The sequence below is a fragment of the Achromobacter sp. ACM04 genome, assembly GCF_014851465.1.
Lineage (GTDB): Bacteria > Pseudomonadota > Gammaproteobacteria > Burkholderiales > Burkholderiaceae_B > Achromobacter > Achromobacter aegrifaciens.
Genome location: NZ_JACUZS010000001.1, coordinates 991,686 through 1,012,719, shown reverse-complemented (window position 1 = coordinate 1,012,719; position 21,034 = coordinate 991,686). Strand labels below are relative to the sequence as shown.

Genomic DNA, 21,034 nt, shown 5'->3' with positions numbered 1-21,034 from the left:
TCCCCGCGTCGACTCGCTGCTTTAGCAGGACGCTAGCTCCGGCTTCATAGCGGCCATCGGACCCGCTACCGCAAAACGGCCGCCCTACTCTTGCGCTACCGCATCACCGCGCCAGCCCCCGCCCATCGCGCGAAACAACGAGGCCAAGGCGATCTGGCGCTCGGTACGTACTTCTATCAGCGCGATCTGGTTGGCGAAGTCGCTGCGCTGCGCATCCAGGTAGCGCAGATAATTGTCCACGCCGCCGCGGTAGCGCGCCTCGGACAGGCGCAGCGCGACCTGGCTGCTGTCGGTTTGCGCACGCAACGCATCTTCCTGCCTGCGCAAGGTGTCGGTCGCGGCCAAGCCATCCATGACCTCGCGGAAGGCGGTCTGGATGGACTGTTCGTACTCGGCCACCGCGGATTCCTTGCGTACCCGGGCCAGATCCAGGTTGGCCTGGTTGCGGCCGCCGTCGAAGATGGGCAGCGTGATCTGCGGCGCGAAGGACCAGGCCCGCTGGCCGCCCGAGAACAGGTCCGACAGGTCCGAACTGGCGCTGCCGAACATGCCGGTCAACGAAATCCGCGGGAAAAATGCCGCACGCGCAGCCCCTATGTCGGCGTTGCGCGCCCGCAAGCGATGCTCGGCGGCCAGGATGTCCGGCCGGTTGGCCAGCAGCTCGGACGGCGTGCCTGCACGCAGTTGCTGCACCAGCATGGGCGCGGCGCCGTCATTGGGCGCCAGGTACGGACTCATGTCGCTGACCCCGGCCAGCAGCGTCAGCGCATTGGTCGACTGCCGGTACTGCCGCTCCATGCGCGCCAGATCGGCGCGCGCCTGGTCCGCCAGGCCTTTCGCCTGCTCATAGTCCAGGGCGCTACCGACGCCTTCGGCACGGCGCCGGGCGATCAGTTGCAACGACTGCTCGCGCGATGCCAGCGTGCGCTCGGTATGCAGGCCGCGTTGGCGCGCGCCTTCACGTGTGAGGTAGGCCTCTATCACTTCCGCAATCAGGCTGATGCGGACGCTGCGCGCGCCGTTCTCGGTGGCCAGGTACTCTTGCAGCGCCGCCTCCGACAGGCTGCGCACGCGGCCGAACAGGTCCAGCTCGAAGGCCGTGACGCCCACGCCCGCGCGCCACTCGCTCTGCACGCCGGAGGTGCCGTTGGCATTCAGATCCGCCGGATTGTGCTGGCGCGAGCCGCTGGCCTGGGCGCCAATGGACGGCAATTGTTCGGACCGCTGCACGCGGTACATCGCGCGCGCCGCCTCGACGTTGAGCAAGGCGCGGCGCAAGTCCCGATTGTTGGCCAGCGCGGTTTCGATCAGCCCGCGCAGCGACGGGTCGGTCACGAAGCCGCGCCAGTCGAGCGTGGCGGCGGCCGAGCCCGGCTGGGACGCGAAGTCCGCCTGGCCTTCGGCGCCCCACTGCTGGGAGACGGGGGACGCGGGCCGCTCATAGGTCGGCGCCAGCGCGCAACCCGTCAGCATGGCCACGACAGCGGCGGCCGCGGCCAGCGGCTTGAGCCGCATGAGGGTAAGGTTCATCGTTTTCACTTCTCACCTGCTTGATGGGTCGCCAATTGGCTGGGCGCGGGCTGCGCCTTGCGGCGCTCGAACACGGATAGCGTCCAGACGAAGAACACGGGCACGAACAGCACGCCCAGGATGGTGGCGCTGAGCATGCCGCCCAGCACGCCCGTGCCGATGGCGCGCTGGCTGGTGGCGCCCGCTCCCGTTGCGATGACCAGCGGCACCACGCCCAGGATGAAGGCCACCGAGGTCATCACGATGGGACGGAACCGCAGGCGGGCGGCCTCGATCGCGGCTTCCTTCAGCGTGCGCCCTTGCTCGTGCAAATCCTTGGCGAACTCGATGATCAGGATGGCGTTCTTGGCAGCCAGGCCGATGATGGTTACCAGCCCCACCTTGAAGTACACGTCGTTGGGCAGGCCGGCCACGATCACCGCGGCCACCGCGCCCAGCGCGCCCACCGGCACGATCAGCAGCACCGACGCGGGGATCTTCCAGCTTTCGTACAGCGCGACCAGCACCAGGAACACCACCAGCAGCGCCAGCGCCAGCAGCATGGGGGCTTGCGAACCCGTGGCCTTTTCCTGAAACGACAGGCCGGTCCACTCGAAGCCGATGCCGGCAGGCAATTCCGAGATCAGGCGTTCGATTTCCTTCATCGCGTCGCCCGTGCTGCCTCCGGCCGCGGCATCGCCGATCAGCTTGATGCTGGGATAGCCGTTGTAGCGGATCAACTGGACGGGACCGTGCTTCCAGCCGATCTCGCTGAAGGACTCCAGCGGCACCAGCTCGCCTGCGCGGTTGAGGACGTTGAGCTTGGCCACCGATTCCGGCGTATCGCGGCTTTCGGGCTGGGCCTGCACGATGACGCGCTGCATGCGGCCCTGGTTGGGAAATTCGTTGACCAGCGCCGAGCCGAACGCGGTGGACAAAGCCGAGTTGATGGCGTCGAACGACACGCCCAGGGCTTCGGCCTTGCTGCGGTCGATGCGCAGGTCCAGCTCGGGCGCGTCGGACAGCCCCTCGATCAGGATGTACGAGAAGACCTTGGGATTCTCGTACACCTTCTTCATCAGGGTTTCGGTGGCCGACAGCAAGGCGTCCCGGCCCAGGCCTGCGCGGTCCTGCAACCGCAACGCAAAGCCCGAGGAATTGCCCATGCCCTCCACCGAAGGCGGCACCACCGAAAACAGCACGCCGTCGGGAACCGCCGCAAGGTCCTGGTTGGCCTGGTCCGCCTCTGCCATGGCCGACTCGCCCTTGGCGCGCTGCGCCCAATCCTTGAACATCACAAAGCCCAGGCCCGCGTTCTGTCCCTGGCCGGAAAAGCTGAAGCCTTGCAGCGTCAGCACGTCCGAGACCGCCGGGCGCGTGCCCAGGTAGCCTTCCAACTGCTGGGTCGTTTCCAATGTGCGCGACAGCGTGGCGCCAGGCGGCAACTGCACGTCGGTGTTCATGTAGCCCTGGTCCTCGGTCGGCAGGAAGGCCGACGGCAGGCTCGTATAGACGTAGCCCAGCGCGCCCACCAGGACGGCGTACAGCAGCATCATGCGGCCGGTGCGGGCAAGCAGGCGGGCATTGATGGCCGAGTAGCGCTCGGTCATGCGCGCAAACACCCGGTTGAACCAGCCGAAGAAGCCCTTCTTCTCGTGGTGCCCTTTTTCGATTGGCTTGAGCAACAGGATGCTGAGCGCCGGCGTCAGAGTCAGCGCCAGGAAGCCCGAGAACAGGATCGACACCGCCAGCGACACCGAGAATTGGCGGTAGATCACGCCGACGGAGCCCGTCATGAAGGCCAGCGGCAGGAACACCGCCGCCAGCACCAGCGTGATGCCCACGATCGCGCCGCTGATCTGCCCCATGGCCTTGATGGTCGCTTCCTTGGGCGAAAGCCCCTCGTCGGCCATCAAACGTTCCACGTTCTCGACCACCACGATCGCGTCGTCCACCAGGATGCCGATCGCCAGCACCATGCCGAACATGGTCATCATGTTGACGGAGAACCCCAGCGGCAGCATGACCGCCAGCGTGCCCAACAGACAGATGGGCACGACGATAGTCGGAATCAGCGTGTAGCGGAAATTCTGCAGGAACAGCAGCATCACCAAAAACACCAGGACGACGGCCTCGGCCAGGGTCATCAACACCTTGGAGATGGCCACCTCGACGAAGATCGAGGTATCGAACGGCACGCTGTACTCGATGTCGCCGGGGAAGTTCTTGGACAGTTCGGCCAGGCGCGCCTTGATGCCCTTGGCGGTTTCCAGCGCGTTGGCGCCGGGCGCGAGCTGCACGCCCATGGCCGCCGCCGGCTGGCCGTTCAGGCGGCTGGACAAGCGGTAGTCCTGGCGTCCCAGCTCGATGCGGGCGACGTCGCCCAGTCGCACCGTGGAACCGTCCGCATTGGCGCGCAGCACGATGCCTTCGAACTCGGGAATGCTCGTGAGCTGGCCCTGGACCATGATGCTCGCGGTGATTTCCTGCGTCGCGGGACTGGGCTGTTCACCCGTTGAGCCGCCCGAGACCTGGACGTTCTGCGCGGCGATGGCCTTGTTGACCTCGTCTACCGACAAGCCGTAGCCGACCAGCTTGGCCGGATCGATCCAGATGCGCAGCGCCCGTTCGGCCGCGAACATCTGCACCCGGCCCACGCCCGGCACGCGCCTGATTTCATTGTTGATGTTGCGGGCTGCGTAGTCCGCGAGGCCCACCTGGTCCTTGCCCGCGTCCTTGTACGTCAGCGCGTAGATCAGCAAGAAGCTGGAACTGGCCTGCTCGAGCTGCAGGCCCTGCTGGATGACCGCTTGGGGCAGGCGCGACTCCACCCGCTTGATGCGGTTCTGCACGTCCACCTGCGCCAGGTCGGGATTGGTGCCCGGCTCGAAAGTCACCGTGGTTTCCGCCACACCCGAGCTGTTGCTCTGCGACTCGTAGTACAGCAGGCCCTTGGCGCCGTTGAGCTCTTCCTCGATCAGGCTGATGACGGTGTTGTTGATGACTTCGGCGGATGCGCCCGGATAGGTCGCCTTGATGATGACCTGCGGCGGCGCAACACTGGGGTACTGCGCCACGGGCAGCGCAAAGATGGCGAGCAGGCCCGCCAGGGAAATGAAGATCGCGATGACCAACGCGAAGTTGGGCCGCTGGATGAAGAAGTTCGGCATGATGAGATCCGTCCGGGCTCAAGGTTTCTTGACGGTCACGGGCGTGCCGGCGGGGATCTTGGCGGCGCCTTCCACGATGACCTTGTCGCCCGCCGCCAACCCCTGCGTGATCTGCCACTCCGTACCCTGCATCGCGCCGGTCTGCACCGTGCGCTCCTCCGCCTGGCCCTCGGCCGATACCAGCAGCAGCTTGGCTTGCCCGTCGGCGCCGCGCATGACGGCCCGCTGGGGCACGAAGATCGCGTTCCGGTCCATGCCCTGCTCGGCGCTGACGCGCACATACATGCCCGGCAGCAGCGATCCGTCGGGATTGCTGAACTCGCCGCGCAGCAGCACCTGGCCCGTGCCCGGGTCCACGGAGACGTCGGAGAACAGCAGCTTGCCCTGGGCCGTGTAGTTCGTGCCGTCGACACGCACGCTCACCGCCGATTCGGCCTGGCCGCCAGCCTGCATCTGGCCGCCCGCGACTGCCTCGCGCAGTTTGAGCACCGCATTGACGGGCTGCCGGAAGTCCGCATAGATGGGATCAATCTGCTGGATCAGCGCCATGGGCGTCGATTCGCCCTGGCCGACCAGGCTGCCTTCGGTCACCAGGCCGCGGCCGATGCGGCCCGAGATGGGCGCACGCACGCTGGCGTAGCCCAGGTCCAGCTGCGCGGTCTTGACGTCCGCCTGGGCCGACTGTTGATTGGCCTGCGCGGTCTGCAGCGCGGCCAGCGCGTCGTCATATTCCTGCCGGCTGACCGCCTCGATCTTGACCAGCGGTTGATACCGGCTGACCAAAGCCTGGGCCTGCTTGACCTGGGCCTGGGCCCGCGCCAGCGCGCCTCGTGCACGGCCCAGCGCCGCGTCCAATGGCGCAGGCTCGATCGTGAAAAGCAGATCGCCCTCCTTCACCGTGGCCCCTTCGTCGAAGTGCCGCTTCTGGACGATGCCCGCCACCCGGGCGCGCACTTCGGCTACGCGCACGGGCGAAATCCGCCCGGGCAAGTCGACCATGATCGCCTGGGGCCGAGGAGCAATGACCAGCGGCTCCACTTCGATGGGCGGCACCTGCGCCGCTTGCGGTTCCGGCTTGCCGCACCCGGCGAGAACGGCGAGTAGGCATAGCGCCATGGCGCTGGCTCTGAATCGGGTCATGTAGTCCTCTGACATCCATTGCCGCCTCAGGCTGAGGCGATCGAGGACCCGATAGTACTTATTAGATTTAAATGAGTCAATATCGATTCATTCGATATTTCGTAGACTCTTTAGATTCGTAGTAGACTTAATGCGTGTGTTTTTCACCACAATTGAATTTAAAAAGACTCATCAACATCGGTCGCCAGGAGAACTCCCATGTCTGAAGGCCTCGACGACAAACTTGCTCGGGCATTGGCCCTGTCCGTCTCGCAACAGCCCAGGGCCAACCTGCAACAACTGGCGCGCAGCGCCGGGATCAGCAAGGCCACGCTGTACCGGATATCGCCCACCCGCGAGGGGGTCATCGACCTGCTCATGGAGCGGGCAACCCAACACCTGCAGGATGCGCTGGCCCGGGCGGACCTGCAGACGCCGCCCCATGCCGCGGCGCTGCAACGACTGACCGAAGCGGTGGTCCAGGGCCGGGAGTACTACCTGTTCTGGAATCACGCCGAGTGGATCCGCGTAATCGATGCGAGAACCGAGGACGCCAACGTACCGATACCCTCGTTCTACGGAGAAGCGCTGGAGACCTTCTTCCTGAACGGCCAGAAGGCCGGTGTCTTCCGCATAGACGTGCCTGCCCTGTGGCTGGTCAGAGCGTACGACTATATGTTGTATGCGGCGATGGATGCCGCTCAGCGCGGGGAAATTGCGCCGCTCGGGATGGCGTCGATGGTGCAGAAGCTCTTTCTGGAAGGGGCGGTCAACGCGGCCTCCTAAGGTTCGAGTCTCGCGCGTTCCCGCCGCGATTCCGGCGGGTTCACTATTGCGCGCCGGTAGCCTTGGCCACATAGGCCGCCAGCGTCTCGATTTCCTTGTCCGACAAGGTCGTGTAAGCCGGCATTTGGCCGATGCCATTGCGGATGGCCATCTCCACGCGCGCCGCATCGGGCTTGAGCTCATCGAGCTTGGGGCCGATGGCGCCGCTGGACTGCGCGTCGTTCAAGGTATGGCAAATCGCACAGGCTGGCGTCGCGCCGACAAACAAGGCGCGGCCAGCCTCCATGTCGGGTTCGGCTGCCTGCGCGGGACCAGACAGGATGGTGCTCAGCAATCCGGCGCTCAACGCGCTCTTCCAAGGCGATGCCAGCGTTTTCGCCGTCATGCCTTGGCCACCACCGCCACGGCATGATCGCGCCAACTGCTGTTGATATAGCCGCCGGAATTCTGTGGACGTTCTTCTTCCTGTACCCGCCCCTCGGTATCGGTCGCGCGGCTGACGAGCACATGTTCACCGGCCGCCAACTCCACCGGCAATGCGAACTGGCGCCACGCATAACGCCCGAGATCGGGGCCGACCAGTTCCGCTTTCCGCCAGCTCTTGCCGCCGTCGATCGAAACCTCGACCTGCTTGATGCCGTTGGTGCCGCCAAACGCCACCCCCTGCACCACCACGCGCCCTGCCTTCAAGGTAGATGTGGCCGGATTGGGCGTATTGATCCACGACTTCACGCCCATGGCCCAGACCGAGGGTTGGCCGGGATCTCCCTTCTGGCCCGGCGGCGCCAGGCGATAGCCGGTCTGCTGGATGGCGGCCGGGCTTTCCTTTTCGGTGAAGGCCAGCCGCTTGATGTATTTGACGCTGTTCACGCCCGTGTAGCCCGGCACGATCAGGCGCAAGGGGCCGCCATGAGCCAGCGGGATCGGCTCGCCGTTCAGCTCCCACGCCAGGAGCGCATCCCGCATCGCTTCCTTGGGTACAGAACGCTCGACCATGACCATGTTCGGATCCAGGCCGTCGGGCAGCTTCTCGCCGCCGGTGCCGGTCATGTACACGGCGGCCGCCTCCAGTCCGCCGCAATGCTCGACCAGGACGCTGACCGGCAAACCGCTCCAGATCACGCAGCCAGCCGCGCCGACCTGCCAAGGCGTGCCGCTGGGTTTGTTGGGGAAATAGCCGCGGCCATTGCCCGAACACTGCAAGACCATCGCCAGCGTCTGCAGGCCCATGCTTTTCAGCTGCCCCACGCTCAGCGACATGGGCTTGGCCACGCCGGCGATTTCGACGACCCACGCATCGCGGTCGGCCACGATGGACTCGTCGGGCGGCGGCAGATTGTTGCGCACGTAGAGTTGGCGCAGCGGCGTGACCACCCCGCTGCCGAATGCCTCGCGCCGCGTTTCTATGGTGTTGGCGCTGTGCACGATCATCGCATCGGGCTGCTTCCAGGCCGCGTAGGCCGGCAGCGGCTTGGCGGCGGATGCCGGGGCCGGTGGCGCAGCCGCGGCTGGCGCGGCTTTCTGTTCCGCGGCCAAGGCCGCGCGTCCCAGGCCCGCTGCGGCCAGCGCGCTGGCGCCGCCAGCCAACAGGCGCCGCCGCGCCGCGCTCTCGATCAGGGATGAACGCATTGCAGTCTCCTCGTTGGGGTCCGGAATCGTTGGTGTTCCAGAACCCTGCCGGCCTGCTACGACGTGGCTGTCTACCCCGCACGCACGTGTCCCAGGCCGCCAATAGTTATGACTGCGATGTTGGTTGAGCGATCTTTTCGTGTCAATTAGTTATTTGCAATACCCTGCCCTAGCCCATTTGGATAGGACGAGCCCATGCCAGCCGGCGCGGCCTAGGCCCGCCGGGCCAGGCTGTACACCGACGCTGGCGGCAGGTTCAGCGGCACGAACCCGACCTTGCTGGCCTGCAAGCCGCAAGCCTCCAGCACACTGGCGGATATCGGACAACGCACGCCATAGGTGAATAGCGCCATCGAGCCCTCTGCCGGCAGCGCGTCGAACACGGCGGCCAGCAGTTGTTGGTGATGCGCCTGGCTCATGTTGCGCAACGGCAGGCCGCAGATGGCGGCGCCGATGCCATCCATCTCGGGATGGCGCTTGCGGCAGAGTTCCTGCGCCGGCACCCGTAGCACCGCTGCCTCCGGAAACTGCGCCTGCAAGCTGCTGCTCATGGCCATGTCCTGTTCGACCAGCACCAGGTTGGCCGGATCCACGCCCCGGCGCAGCATTTCGCGGGTAAAAACACCTGTGCCGCAGCCCAGCTCCAGGACTTTGCCCGCGCCGGGCGGTATGCAGGCGGTGATGGCCGCTGCCAGTGCCGGGCCGGACGGCGCCACAGCGCCTATGGCCGCGGGATTGGACAGCAGCGCCCGGACGAACTGCGTACGCTCCTGCAGCCAGCCCAACGGCGAGCGGCTCGCGGACTGGCGCGGGATAACGGTCTTGTAGGATTGCGTGGAATGCATGGGGGCCTCAGTCTCCTGGATCGGGAATGCCGTGCGACCCCAAAACCTTAACTGCGCAAGCCCCGCCGCACCCGCAACCGTCGGTAAGCACCCTTGTCAATTCGGTCTTGAAAGGCACGCCCGCCGCGCCCATGCGCGGCCGCACGCGGAGAGTTTAAGTTGCATAACTCTCTCCTGCCCTGCGTTATTGCGCCGTTCGATCAGCGAGGCCACGCTGATCGAACGGCGCTCCGCCGGCAGGCTGGCCTGAATCAGCGCTGTACCGGGCGCAGATTCAAGGTACCCGCCTTCTCGCTATCCACCTTGGCGCGGCTGAACGCCATGGGGAAATACTCGCCCGTTGCCCAGTCCTTGAGCAGGTTCTGGTAATACGGGCTGCGCGGGTCGGCGGATTGTCCCGGCACGTTCTGCATGCGCGAGTTGTCCCAGTCGGCCACGTCGATCACCTGGCGGTATGACGCGCCGCTGGTCTGGCGGAAGTCGCTGGCGCGGAAGGTGGCGCGGTGCACGGTGTCGTTGTCGCCGCTGACCGGATAGCGCGGCGTGCCGTAGGCATTGGCGGTGGCCTCGGGCAACAGGCTGGCCAGGCTGTGCTCGAACTGGATGTGATGCAGCTTGCCCCACTGCCATTGCGAGGAATCCGGTCCCAACTTGGCGCGCAGCTTCTGCAAGCCGTCGTTCAGCGCCTGCAGCAGCAGCGCGTCACGGCCCTGCTGCGGCTGCGCACCGAAAGCGCTGTCCGGCGTGGCCAGCTTCTCCAGCGTTTTGGCGGTGGACAGATTGCCGAAGGCGGCCCGGCCGTTGGCAGGCACGTAGAGTTCAGTCACGCGCTTGACGACCTCGGGCAGCCAGAACTCGTACACCGTGGCCGCGCGCGATTCCGTTCCCACCCGGGCGTCCCAGTCCTTCAGCATGCTCAAGGCCTGCGACGTCGCGGGATCGGCCGAATTCAGCGACTTCGCGTAGCCCGTCAGCGTGCGCGCCGGAATGGACAGGTTGTCGTACTGCAGCGCCTGCGAACTCTGGACCGTCTGCCCCTTGCTGTCGGCCAGCACCTCGCGTATGCGCTGCACGCGGTAGGGTTCGGCCCAGGTGCGGGCGGACATGTCCTTGTAGCGGTAGTCGGCCGGCAGGTTGTATTCGTTGGCGGTGGCGACATAGCCCTCAGGAGGGTTGTAGGCGCGGGGCAGCGCGCTGCCCGGCAGGACGCCGCGCCATTCGAACTCGCCATTGCCGGGCACGGGGAGCATGCCGGACCAATCCGCGCGCGGGCGTATCGGCGCGATGCTGCCGCCGAACCAGCCGATGTTGCCGTCCACGTCGGCATACACCATGTTCTCGCTGGGCGTGTAGTGCTTTTCCATGCCGGCGACGAACTCGTTCCAGTTCTGCGCCTGGTTCAGCCGCAGGCTGGCCAGATAGGCCGCGGTTCCGGGAAATTCCAGATAGGCCGCGCGCAAGGCGTAGGCCTTGCGCTTCACCGGATCCACGTAGATCACCGGGCCGTGGCGGGTGAACTTCAGCTGGCGCGTTGCCGCTGCCTGCCCGCGCACGGGGATCGACTCATCCACCTGGCGCATCTTTTCCCAGCGGCCGTTGTAGCGGTATTCGTCCGGCCTGGCTGGATTGGTGTCGTAGACGTACAGGTCTTCTTCGTCGCCAAAGGCGAAGATCGTCAGCCCGAAAGCGATGCGGTCGTTGTGGCCCATGGACACGCCGGGCAGCGCCGGCTCGCCCGCGCCGATCACGTTCCAGCCCGGCGCGTTCAGGTGCACCATGTAGCGCAGCGACGGCATGGTGATGGACCGGTGCGGATCGCCCGCGAGGATGGGCTTGCCGCTGGCCGTATGCTGGCCGGCTATGGTCCAGTTGTTGCTCTCGTAGCGGGTCGCCATGGGGTCGAACGCCGGATCCAGCGACGCCAGCAGATTCGCGGACAATTCCTGCGCAAGTTTTTCGCGCTCGGCGGCCGCGAGCGGGCTGCGCGGGAAGTCGGCGGCGACGAATTTCTGGCCGTTGCGCGCCAGGTTGTAGTCGCCCAGGACCTTGCTGTCGACGTCGCGCACGTCCAGTCCGGCAGGCACCTGCAGCGCCAGCGGCGGCTCGAAGGTGCTGAGTCCCTGCACGGCGTTCAGGCCCAGCGCCGCGACGCGTTGCGCCATCCGCACCTCTTCGTTGAGATTGCGGGTCAGGCCATAGATGCGGATGAGCGAGGTCTCGGGGCTCCAATAGCCGGGCTCGGTGCCGGTCAGCTTGAATTCCGGCGGCATCTGATCGGGATTCGCCTTGACCCAATCGATGTAGGCATTGATGCCCGCCGCGAAGGACGTGAGGATCGCCTTGCCCTGCGGGTGGTAGCTGGCGAATTCGGCCTGCATGTCGCCGCGGTACAGGAACAGGCGAGCCGCGCGGTCCTGCTCGACAAAGCGCGGACCGAACTGTTCGGCCATCTTGCCCTCGCCCTGGCGGCGCCAGAGGTCCAGTTGCCAGAGGCGGTCGCGCGCCGCGTTGAAGCCTTGGGCGAAGAACAGGTCATCCTGGTTCTGCGCGTAGATGTGGGACACGCCGTGGCGGTCGCGCACGATCTCCACTGGCTGGGACAGCCCCTTCATATCGACGGTTTCTTTCTTGCCTCCGGGCGACGCGCAGCCTGCCAGCACTGCAATCAGCCCGCTCGCCAGGAATGCCGCGGCCCTGCGATTGAACGTACGCATTGACTCCTCCTCGGGTTTATTTGTCTTCTATGTGCCTGCCGGCATCGAGGGGGCCATGCCGCCCGACGCGACAGCTAGCAATATGTACAGCGAAATTCCAAAGGCGGCGAACGCTGTTTCATTTGAACAGGCTTGCCAGAATCGGTAACGTCTGCGCCAGGTCCGTGTTGAAGCCCGATGGCAGAGCGGCACGCCTCTTGCGCAAGCATGCTTTCAAGCCTAAATTGATCTGGTCGCCTGGCGCTTGGCCATTGCAAGCGAACTGCGCGCATGGCGTTCTGGTTGTTTTTCTGTCTTTTGTTCCACCAAGGAGCGATATGATGAAAGTGAAACACCTGTTAGGCCCGGCAGCCCTTGCGCTGTCACTGCTGGTCGCCGCGCCGGTGGTAGCGGCGCCTACCGACCCGGCGCCCATCATCACCGGCAAGCAATGGTCGGAGTCCGACGCGAATCTGAAGAAGGCCTACCTGCTGGGCATGGCGAACCTCATCCAGGTGGAGCAGGCCTATCAGCAGCGCCGCGCGCCGGCGGACAACCAGACGCTGATCCCGCGTTTCGCCAAGGGTTTGCAGAGCCATACGCTCGATTCGGTGCGCGAACGGCTGGATAGCTGGTACGCGGCCAATCCGACCCGGATGGACCGCCCCGTGGTCGAAACGCTCTGGTTCGAAATCGTCGCGCCCGCGGCGCCGGCCACGCCGGCCGCTCCCGCCAAGCGCGCCCGCTAGGAGTCAACCATGAAAGTCATCCGATCGATCGCCATAGGCCTCATGATGGGGTCGCTGGTAGCCTGCACCAACATGAGTTCCAAGCAGCAAGGCACCCTGTCGGGCGCGGCCATCGGCGCCGCGGCCGGCGCGGGCATTGCCGCCATCGCGGGCGGCAGCGGCTGGACTGGGGCCGCCATCGGCGCCGCCGCCGGCGGCATTGCCGGCAATATCTACGGCGACAAGCACTAAGCCTCCGCCCTTGCGCAATGGCCAGCCCCGGGCCGCGGCCCGGGACTGCGGCTACAGATTGCCGGTGGACTTGCCGATCCGCCAGTACACGCCTCCTCCCGTCATGCCGCCGTCGACCGGCAGGTCCGCGCCGGTGATGAACGAAGCCTCGGGCCCCAACAGGAACATTACCGCCGCCGCGATCTCATCGGCATCCGCGCCGCGCGACAGCGGCGTGGCGTCGCGGTTGCCTTCATAGAACAGGCGCGCCCGGCCGGCGTCATGCACGGCATTGGGCTGCATGATCATCGGCGTTTCCACCAGGCCGGGGCATACGGTGTTGACGCGTATGCCCCGCCCCGCCAGTTCCAGCGATGCCGCCCGCGTCAGGCCGCGCAGGGCCCACTTGCTGGCGGTGTAGGCTGCGCTGAAGTAGCCGGTAAGCCCCGCCGTCGACGACGTATTGACGATGGCCGCGCCCTGCGGCATCAGTGCGGCCAGGTTGCGGATGGCGAGGAATGGCCCGTCCAGATTGATGTCCAGCAGGCGCCGCCATTCCGCGTGCGTGGTCTCGGTCACGGTTTTGCGCAGGGTCACGCCAGCGTTGTTGACCAGGCCGTAGAGCGGCACGCCCGCAGCCGAAATCTCATCGGCCAACGCCAGCCAATCGGATTCGCGGGCCACGTCCGCGACCCGGATGCGCAGCCGTTCGGCATCCGCGCCCGCCGCCGCGCGCAACTCCGCCCAGGTCGCATCGCTTTCGGGCAAGACGTCCAGCGCGTAGACGGTTGCGCCGGCCTGCAACAGGCGCAGCGCCTCGGCCGCGCCCTGCCCTCTGGCCGCGCCCGTCACGACGGCCGCCTTGCCGTTCCACCACGATGCCACGTCCTTGTCGTCGCTCATGTCTTGGACACTCCGCCGTCGACCATCAGCACGTGACCAGTGACATAGCCGGATGCCTGCGAAGCCAGATACAGCGCCGCGTCGGCGATCTCGGACGGCTGGCCCACGCGGCGCGCCGGCAGGCGCTCCACGTATTCGGCAAAGGTGGCGGCGTCGGCGTGCATCCAGCTGCTCATCGGCGTTTCGATGAAGCCGGGCGCAATGGCGTTGACGCGCAGCCCCTTGGGGCTCCACTCCAGCGCCAGGCATTGGGTCAGATGGGCCACGCCGGCCTTGGCAGCCGCATAGTCGGCGCAGTTCGGGCGCGGCTTGACGCCGGCATAGCTGGACAGGTTGATGATGGCGCCGCTGCCTTGCGCGATCATGTGGCGCGCAGCCGCCTGCGCGCCGAAGAACGTGCCTTTCAGGTTGATGTCCATGGTGCGTTGCCATGCGGCTTCGTCCAGGTCCAGGGCGGGCATGCGGGCCATGAAGCCGGCGTTGTTGACCCACACGTCCAGCGCGCCGTACTGGGCAGCCACCGCGTCGGCCAGTGCGCGTACCGCCTGCGCTTGCGTGACGTCCAGTTGGCGGCAATCCGCGTCCACGCCGGACAGCGCCCCAAGGTCCAGGTCGGTGGCGACCACGGTCGCGCCCTGCTGGCGGAACGCCGCCGCCATGGCGCGTCCAATACCGCCCCCGGCCCCCGTGACAACCGCGATTTTCCCTGCCAGATCCGGATAGTTCATTTTGCTCATGTGATGATGAAAAAATTGGAGTTCAGTTGAATGCCGCGCGCTTGGCGGCCTTGTTGACTGCTGTGTTGCCGGCTTCCTCGCCCGGCAGGCGGATGTCGTTCAGGTCCATGCCCGCCGTCTCCTTGATGAGGAAGGCGCCGGCAAACGCCATCAGCCCCAGCGCCCCCACGTAGGCCGTGTAGACCCAATCCAGCCCTTGGGCGCCCAGCCAGGCATTGATGTAGGGCGCGGTGCCGCCAAAGATCGCGACCGACAGCGAAGAGATGAAGCCCACGCCCATGGCGCGCGCGCCGGTCGGCACCTGTTCGGCCACCACGGCGGGGAAGATCGCCGCCAGCAGCGCCCAAACCAGGAGGCCTATCAACTGCCCCACGAACAGCGTCCAGGGCTGGTCGGTCACGATGTGCGATACCGGGAACACCGCCAGCGCCACGCCCAGGCCGAAGGCCATCACCATCGGCTTGCGGCCGTAGCGGTCCGCCAGCCAGCCGCAGACCGGCAGCCACAACAGGCACACCAACTGCGCGATCAGGCTGGCCGTGTAGGCGCCCGCCGGATCCATGCCCTTGGTCGCGATGGCCGTGGCCGGCGCGAAGGTGACCCAGGTGTAATACGTGGCGTTGGACGCCGCGGCGATCATCACGATGTTGCGGGCGATCTTCAAGGCCTGCCGCGCCGACACCTTCTGCGTACCGCCCTGCTCCGCGCTGTGTTCGAAGACCTCGCTTTCGCTTGCGCTGCGGCGCAGGAACAGCGCGTAGACGCCCAGCAGCGCCCCCACGCCAAAGCCCACGCGCCAGCCCCAGGCTTCCATCGCGGGCTTGCCCAGCCAGGACGTCAGCAACGCCGCCAGCGCGGTCGCGGCCATGACGCCGATGGTCACGCTGACGAACACTGAACTCGACCACAGCCCGCGTTTGGCCGGCGGCGCGATTTCGGCAACATAGGTATAGGCCACGCCAGACTCGCCGCCATGCGCCAGCCCCTGCATCAGGCGGCAGATGAAAAGCAATACCGAAGCCAGCACGCCGGCCTGCTCATAGGTGGGCAGCAGCGCGATCGCCAGGCTGGTCAGGGCCAGCAGGCACATGGTCAGGACCAGCGTGAACTTGCGGCCGTAGCGGTCGCCGATGCGGCCGAACAGCCAGCCGCCGATCGGCCGCGCCAGGAATCCGCCCGCGAACACGGCCAGCGTGGCCAGCAGCGCCGAACCGCGGTCGGACGGGTCGAACAGGTTCATGGCCAGATAGGCCGAGAACGTGCCGTACAAGGTCCAGTCGAACCATTCCAGGGCATTGCCCACGGCCGCCGCGCGCAGCGAAGCGTGGCGGCGTTGGCGGTCCTGTGTCTCCATCATTATTGTCGTCGTCATTTTTTTATCCGTGCTGGTCTTGGCCGAGGTGCCGCGCGAACCAATTGGCCGCGGCGTTGCTGGTGCGTTCGAAATGTTCCGTGTAGACCGAGTAATGGCCGCCGGGCAGCAGCAGCAACTCCTTGGGCTGATGCGCCGCGTTGAAAGCGTCCTGCTGCAGATCGGCAGGCGTCAGGCCGTCGCCGGTGGCGACGATCATCAGCAGCGGCGTGGGCGCGATACGGCGCACGTACATGCCGGGCTCATAGGCGCGGGCCAGTTCCAGCGACCGCAACGTGACCTCATTGACCCAGCTTGGGCAGCGGCGCGCTTCGCCCGTCATGTAGTTGTAGGAGTCCGGGCCCGGATAGGCGACCGGCGCGTCGGGATCGGCATCGACCATGCGCAGCATCGCAGGCGGCTGGCCCGCGTCGCGTGCCTCGCGGTCGGCTTCGAACGCGGCCTGCAGCGCCTGCGCCTTGTCGTAGCGCACGCGCCGTTGGGCCGCGGAGAAACCGCTGGTGGTCGGAACCTGGCTGACCACGCACTTGACGCGGCGGTCGATGGCGGCCACCGTCAGCGCGTGGCCGCCGCTGTAGCTGCTGCCCCAGATGCCGATGCGCTCACGGTCGACTTCCGGACGTTGGCGCAGATAGGAAATTGCCGAGCGGAAATCCTGGATCTGCCGCTGCGGATCGATCTCCTGGCGCGGCATGCCCTCGCTGCGGCCGAGATTGCGGAAGTCGAAGGTCAGCGCGGCCAGGCCCCGGGCCACCACAGCGGCCGCGTACTCTTCCAGGTCGCCGCCGGCGACCATGGACCAGCCGTGCGCGAGCGCGACCGCGCCGACCGGGCCGCTGGCCTGCTCGGGCCGGTAGAAGGTACCGCGCACCAGATCTCCTTCGACCAGGAATTCAATCGGTTCTGCCGATCCTTTTGGGCCTGATCGTTCTGGCATAGATGAACTCATGCCTGTCTCCTTATCGCTCATCAATGAGCTAAGCTTGTGTGAACAGGTCGAATTCTGCCCATCGGGCCTGGCGCGAACAAGCGCTATTATTCACGCCATCAATCGTTAATCCCGATCGATATAAGAACGACTACTACGCGCACGGAAGGTGCCCCGGAGCCATGGATCTACGCCAATTCGATTGTTTTCTGGCCGTTGCGGACAAGCTGCATTTCGGCCGCGCGGCGGAAGCGCTGCACATGAGCCAGTCATCCGTATCAGAAGCGGTCAAGGCGTTGGAAAAGACGCTGGGCGCCCCCTTGTTCGAGCGCAGCAGCCGCCGCGTCGCGCTTACGCCGTTGGGCGAAACCCTGAAGCTGGGCGCGGGACCGGCCGTGGTCATGCTGAAAGCCGCGCTGGACGACTGCAAGCGCCAGGCCGCGGGCAAGCCGCGCCATCTGCGCATCGGCTTCCTGGGCGGCGGTTTCTACGAGCTATACCGCCCGCTGGTCTCGGAATTCAAGGCCGCGCATCCCAACGTGGAGCTGGAGTTCGTGGAACTGACCTACGTCACCCACTACGCGGCGGTGGCCGACGGCTCGGTCGACATTGCGTTCTGCCGTTTGCCGCTGGGCGCGGACGGCCTGTGCCATGGGCCCATCGTGTTGCGGGACCAGCGCATGTTGTGCGTCCCGCTTGATCACCCGTTTGCCGCGGCGACCCTGCTGGACCCTGAGCTGCTGGCCGAGGAACGGCTGGTGCGCATGGTGCCGGGATCGGTCAACCAGGAATGGCAGGACTACCACTTTCCGCGCTACACGCCCAAGGGCAAGCCCATCGGCGACGGCCCGGTGGTGCGCACGATCCGCGAGGGCATCGCGGCCGTGAACACGCGCGAAGGCCTGCTGATGCTGACCAAGCGCGCCGCCAGTTATTACGCGACGCCCGAGATCGCATTCGTCGAGATCGACCTGCCCGCCATGCCTTCTGCCCTGGTCAGGCGGGTGGACGACCACCGGCCCATTCTCCAGGAACTGGAAGCCTTGCTGCTGCGCATCGCCGAGCGGCATGGCGTGGCGGCTTGATCCGGGCCGCGAGGCCCGGGCCTCCGCTTATATCGAAGCGGATCAGCGCTGCGAATCCAGGACTTCGTTGTTCTTCACCACTTCCTGCGCCTTGGAGTAGCTTTCGATCAACAGCTGGTAGGCCGGGAACACCTTGGTGTAGACCTCGGCCCACTGCATGGCGTCTTCGCGGTTCCAGGTCTTCTGCAGTTCCGAGGCCACGGCGGCAGTGTCCATCGGCACCACGCCGGCCTGCACCACGCGCGCCAGCGTGATTTCCTGGGCCATCTTGGTGTACGTGCCAGAGGCGTCGATCACCGCGAACACCTTGTAGCCGTCGGCGACGGCGCTGATGGCCGGGAACGCCATGCACACGCTGGTGATGGTGCCGGCGATGATGAGCGTCTTGCGGCCGGTGGCCTTCACGGCGGCAACGAATTCGGGGTTGTCCCAGGCGTTGATCTCGCCCTTGCGCGCAATGTATTGCGCATGCGGGGCGTTGGCGTGGATCTCGGGAATCAGCGGACCATTCGGGCCTTGCGGCACGGAAGCCGTGGTGATGACGGGCATCTTGGCCAGCGTGGCCATCGACGCCAAGGCGCCAGCGCGGGCACGCAGCTCCGGCATGGGCATGTCGCCCACGGTCTGGAACAGGCCGCTCTGATGATCGATCAGCAGCATGACGGCGTCGTCGGCGTCGATAACAGGACGTTGGCCGTTGAAGTTGGCGGGTGCGGACATGGTGTACTCCTAATTTGAAAGGTCGACGGCTTGTGGCCGAATCAGAAGCCTTATGGCTGCACAAATATTAAAAATAGAACAAAATTGTCGGAAGACCGATTTTTTGCTTTCAGCGTTCTATTTTTGAACCAAAGGGATGCCCATGCAGGATCTCAACGACCTTTTCTATTTCGTGCAGACCGTCGAGCACCAGGGCTTTGCCCCCGCGGGACGTGCGCTGGGCATGCCCAAGTCCCGCCTCAGCCGCAGGCTGGCCCTGCTGGAAGAGCGCCTCGGCGTGCGCCTCATCCAGCGCTCGACCCGGCATTTCATGGTCACGGACATAGGCCAGACCTACTACGAGCGCTGCAAGGCCATGCTGGCCGAAGCGGAAGCCGCGCAGGAAGTGATCGACGCGGCCCAGGTCGAGCCGCGCGGCGTGGTCAAGCTGACCTGCCCGATCGCCCTGCTGCATACCCATGTGGGCGGCATGCTCGCCGACTTCATGATCAAGTACCCGCGCGTGGTCATACAGTTGGAGGCCACCAACCGCCGGGTCGACGTGCTGGGTGAAGCCGTGGACGTGGCGATCCGCGTCCGCCCGCCTCCGCTGGAAGACAGCGAACTGGTCATGCGCGTGCTGTCGGACCGCGGCCAGAGCCTGGTCGCCAGCCCGGGCCTGACGGCCCAATGCGGCCAGCCCGCAACGCCGGACGACCTGGGCGCCTGGCCCAGCCTGGCGCTGGGCTCGCCCAACCAGGCCTATCGCCTGGAGCTGTACAAGCAGGACGGCCAGCAGGCCACCGTCTCGCTTGCCCCCAGGATGATCACCACCGACATGATCGCCTTGCGCAACGCGGCGGTGGCCGGCGTGGGCGTCGTGCAGCTGCCCACCATGATGGTGCGCGAACAGTTGCAGGCGGGACAGCTGGTCCGGCTGCTGCCTGACTGGGCCCCGCGCCGCGAGTTGATACACGCGGTGTTCCCGTCGCGGCGCGGCCTGCTGTCGTCGGTCAGGGCCTTGGTGGATTATCTGGCGGAGCGCTTCGGGAAGTTGCAGGAAGACTAGCCCAGCGTTCCGTTTTCAGGACAGCCAGGGCTAAAAATGGCGACTACCGACGCCATTGTCCTTAATCTATCTTGCCGCCTGGTCACTTCTACCGCTGTCGACGCTTGCACGCGTCGGCTGCAGCCCAGGCAACTTGAACTTCCACAGACTCGCAATCCTCCCGCTGGCCGCGCTGGCAATCGGCGCCGCGCAGGCCGCCGGGTCCGCGCTGCCGCCCATCGATCCCTGGCGTTATACCGAGGACTACAGCTACCTGGACGACCCGGCCAAGCGCACGGGCGCCTGGGGCGAAGCCGGCAAGTGGATCCGGCTGGGCGATTCCTCCGCGCTGACCCTGGGCGCCGAGCTGCGCGTCCGCTATGAGCGCTACCGCAACAACGAATTCGGCGACGCGGCCGTACCCGACGAGGGTTACCAGCTGTACCGTTTCCTGCCCTATGCCGACCTGCGGCTGGGCCGGCAGGTGCGCGCCTTCGGCCAGTTGAACCTGACCCATGCCGAACGCGACACCGGCTCCATCGGACCGCCCGACGACACCGGCAGCGACGTGCTGCAGGCTTTCGTCGACGTCTCTCTTGCCGGCGCTGGGGGCACCTGGACCGCGCGCGCGGGCCGCCAGGTCATGGCCTATGGCAGCGAACGGCTGATCTCGGCGCGCTACGGTCCCAACGTGCTGCGCTCGTTCGACGGCGGCGCGCTCAGCTGGGCAGGCCAGGGGCTGCGCGTGGACGGCTTCCTGGTGCGCCCGGTGCGCAACGATCCGGACGATTTCAGCGACCGCGCCGACTCCCAGCGCCGGCTCGGCGGCCTCTACGGCACCTGGTCCGCGCCCGGCGGCCTGGGCGACACCGGCCTGGATGCCTACCTGCTGTCGCTGTCCAGCGACTCGGCCACCTACAACCAGGGCAGCGGCCCCGAAACCCGCAACGCGCTGGGCGCGCGCTACTTCGGCCAGCGCGCCTCCTGGCGCTGGGACCTGGAAGCGGTCTACCAATACGGCAGCTTCGCCGGCGCGCCGGCGCGCGCCTGGTCGCTCGCCAGCGACGTGAGCTACACCTTCCACGGCACGCCATTGCAGCCGCGCGTAGGCCTGAAGGCCAACATCATCAGCGGCGACCGCAATCCGGACGATCCCAAGCTCCAGACCTTTGCCGTCTTCTTCCCCAAGGGCAAGTACTTCGGCGAAGCGGGCCTGATCGGCCCTTCCAACCTGATCAACCTGCATCCCTCGCTCACGCTGGACCTGGGCTCCGGCTGGACGTTGGGAACCGCGGCGGTCTTCTATTGGCGTCAAAGCCTGCAGGACGGCGTGTACGGCGTGGCCGGCAATCTGCTGCGCCCGGCCGGCGCCAGCCGCGCCCGCTACATCGGCACACAGGCCGACGTGGTGCTGGGCTGGGAAGTGTCGCGCCACCTGAGTTTCGAAGCCGCCTACTCGGTGTTCCGGCCCGGAAGCTTCATCCGCGATACGGGGCGCGCCGAAACCGTCCATTTTTTTGGCCTGGAAGCGCTATGGCGCTACTGACCCCCC

At 66.3% G+C, this 21,034-nt stretch carries 18 protein-coding genes; 6 read left to right on the top strand and 12 right to left on the bottom strand.

Features of this window, described 5'->3' with window-relative positions; all coding sequences use genetic code 11:
* Positions 1–84: 84 nt before the first annotated feature.
* The 3 genes from IB259_RS04775 to IB259_RS04765 are packed head-to-tail and all read right to left on the bottom strand — an operon-like array spanning position 85 to position 5,819.
* Positions 85–1,530 carry an efflux transporter outer membrane subunit gene (locus tag IB259_RS04775; protein WP_304503460.1) on the bottom strand — a complete coding sequence of 482 codons (1,446 nt, stop codon included), beginning with the start codon at positions 1,528–1,530 and terminating at the stop codon, positions 85–87.
* A gap of 5 nt (positions 1,531–1,535) precedes the next feature.
* A complete protein-coding gene (locus tag IB259_RS04770) occupies positions 1,536–4,679 on the bottom strand; it encodes an efflux RND transporter permease subunit (RefSeq protein ID WP_192327835.1) in 3,144 nt (1,047 codons plus the stop codon).
* 18 nt (positions 4,680–4,697) lie between these two features.
* The gene (locus IB259_RS04765) at positions 4,698–5,819 is read right to left on the bottom strand and encodes an efflux RND transporter periplasmic adaptor subunit (RefSeq protein ID WP_125471311.1); all 1,122 of its coding nucleotides are present in this window, start codon (positions 5,817–5,819) and stop codon (positions 4,698–4,700) included.
* Between the two features lie 198 nt (positions 5,820–6,017).
* Between IB259_RS04765 and IB259_RS04760 the strand changes: the two genes are divergently transcribed.
* Positions 6,018–6,584 carry a TetR/AcrR family transcriptional regulator gene (locus tag IB259_RS04760; protein ID WP_125471312.1) on the top strand — a complete coding sequence of 189 codons (567 nt, stop codon included), beginning with the start codon at positions 6,018–6,020 and terminating at the stop codon, positions 6,582–6,584.
* Positions 6,585–6,627: 43 nt separating this feature from the next.
* Here the strand turns inward: IB259_RS04760 and IB259_RS04755 are convergent, their stop codons facing one another.
* The 4 genes from IB259_RS04755 to IB259_RS04740 form a co-directional block, all read right to left on the bottom strand.
* Positions 6,628–6,969: a cytochrome c gene (locus tag IB259_RS04755; RefSeq protein WP_125471313.1), complete on the bottom strand. Its 342-nt coding sequence runs from the start codon at positions 6,967–6,969 to the stop codon at positions 6,628–6,630.
* Positions 6,966–8,213 (bottom strand): sulfite oxidase, encoded by a 1,248-nt coding sequence (locus IB259_RS04750; RefSeq protein WP_192327832.1) that lies wholly within the window; start codon positions 8,211–8,213, stop codon positions 6,966–6,968. The genes IB259_RS04755 and IB259_RS04750 overlap by 4 nt, the downstream gene beginning before the upstream one ends.
* Positions 8,214–8,425: 212 nt before the next feature.
* A complete protein-coding gene (locus IB259_RS04745) occupies positions 8,426–9,058 on the bottom strand; it encodes a class I SAM-dependent methyltransferase (RefSeq protein WP_192327829.1) in 633 nt (210 codons plus the stop codon).
* Between the two features lie 251 nt (positions 9,059–9,309).
* Positions 9,310–11,772 carry a penicillin acylase family protein gene (locus IB259_RS04740; protein WP_192327825.1) on the bottom strand — a complete coding sequence of 821 codons (2,463 nt, stop codon included), beginning with the start codon at positions 11,770–11,772 and terminating at the stop codon, positions 9,310–9,312.
* 320 nt (positions 11,773–12,092) lie between these two features.
* Between IB259_RS04740 and IB259_RS04735 the strand changes: the two genes are divergently transcribed.
* Positions 12,093–12,500 carry a hypothetical protein gene (locus IB259_RS04735; protein ID WP_082401051.1) on the top strand — a complete coding sequence of 136 codons (408 nt, stop codon included), beginning with the start codon at positions 12,093–12,095 and terminating at the stop codon, positions 12,498–12,500.
* 9 nt (positions 12,501–12,509) lie between these two features.
* The gene (locus IB259_RS04730; protein WP_013393765.1) at positions 12,510–12,731 is read left to right on the top strand and encodes a YMGG-like glycine zipper-containing protein; all 222 of its coding nucleotides are present in this window, start codon (positions 12,510–12,512) and stop codon (positions 12,729–12,731) included.
* Between the two features lie 51 nt (positions 12,732–12,782).
* Here IB259_RS04730 and IB259_RS04725 read toward each other — a convergent pair whose 3' ends face one another.
* Genes IB259_RS04725 through IB259_RS04710 form a run of 4 tightly spaced genes read right to left on the bottom strand, consistent with a single transcriptional unit; the run spans position 12,783 to position 16,659 of the window.
* Positions 12,783–13,613, bottom strand: a complete 831-nt coding sequence (locus IB259_RS04725; RefSeq protein WP_225591363.1) for an SDR family NAD(P)-dependent oxidoreductase — start codon at positions 13,611–13,613, stop codon at positions 12,783–12,785.
* On the bottom strand, positions 13,610–14,350 hold the full coding sequence (locus IB259_RS04720) for an SDR family NAD(P)-dependent oxidoreductase (protein ID WP_225591362.1): 741 nt from the start codon (positions 14,348–14,350) through the stop codon (positions 13,610–13,612). Before IB259_RS04720 ends, IB259_RS04725 begins: the two co-directional genes overlap by 4 nt.
* Positions 14,351–14,372: 22 nt before the next feature.
* A complete protein-coding gene (locus IB259_RS04715) occupies positions 14,373–15,704 on the bottom strand; it encodes an MFS transporter (protein ID WP_175181070.1) in 1,332 nt (443 codons plus the stop codon).
* A gap of 22 nt (positions 15,705–15,726) precedes the next feature.
* A complete protein-coding gene (locus IB259_RS04710) occupies positions 15,727–16,659 on the bottom strand; it encodes an alpha/beta hydrolase (protein WP_225596814.1) in 933 nt (310 codons plus the stop codon).
* 173 nt (positions 16,660–16,832) lie between these two features.
* On the opposite strand from IB259_RS04710, the gene IB259_RS04705 reads away from it, so the two are divergent.
* Complete coding sequence (locus IB259_RS04705; RefSeq protein ID WP_192327818.1) at positions 16,833–17,735, top strand: LysR family transcriptional regulator; 903 nt, start codon at positions 16,833–16,835, stop codon at positions 17,733–17,735.
* A 42-nt stretch (positions 17,736–17,777) separates the two neighbouring features.
* Here IB259_RS04705 and IB259_RS04700 read toward each other — a convergent pair whose 3' ends face one another.
* On the bottom strand, positions 17,778–18,455 hold the full coding sequence (locus tag IB259_RS04700) for a hydrolase (RefSeq protein ID WP_054454449.1): 678 nt from the start codon (positions 18,453–18,455) through the stop codon (positions 17,778–17,780).
* Positions 18,456–18,597: 142 nt separating this feature from the next.
* On the opposite strand from IB259_RS04700, the gene IB259_RS04695 reads away from it, so the two are divergent.
* Together IB259_RS04695 and IB259_RS04690 are read left to right on the top strand one after the other, a co-directional pair.
* Positions 18,598–19,503 (top strand): LysR family transcriptional regulator, encoded by a 906-nt coding sequence (locus tag IB259_RS04695; protein WP_054454875.1) that lies wholly within the window; start codon positions 18,598–18,600, stop codon positions 19,501–19,503.
* A 133-nt stretch (positions 19,504–19,636) separates the two neighbouring features.
* Entirely contained in the window at positions 19,637–21,028 is a 1,392-nt protein-coding gene (locus tag IB259_RS04690; protein WP_192327815.1) for an alginate export family protein, read from the top strand.
* Positions 21,029–21,034: the final 6 nt, after the last annotated feature.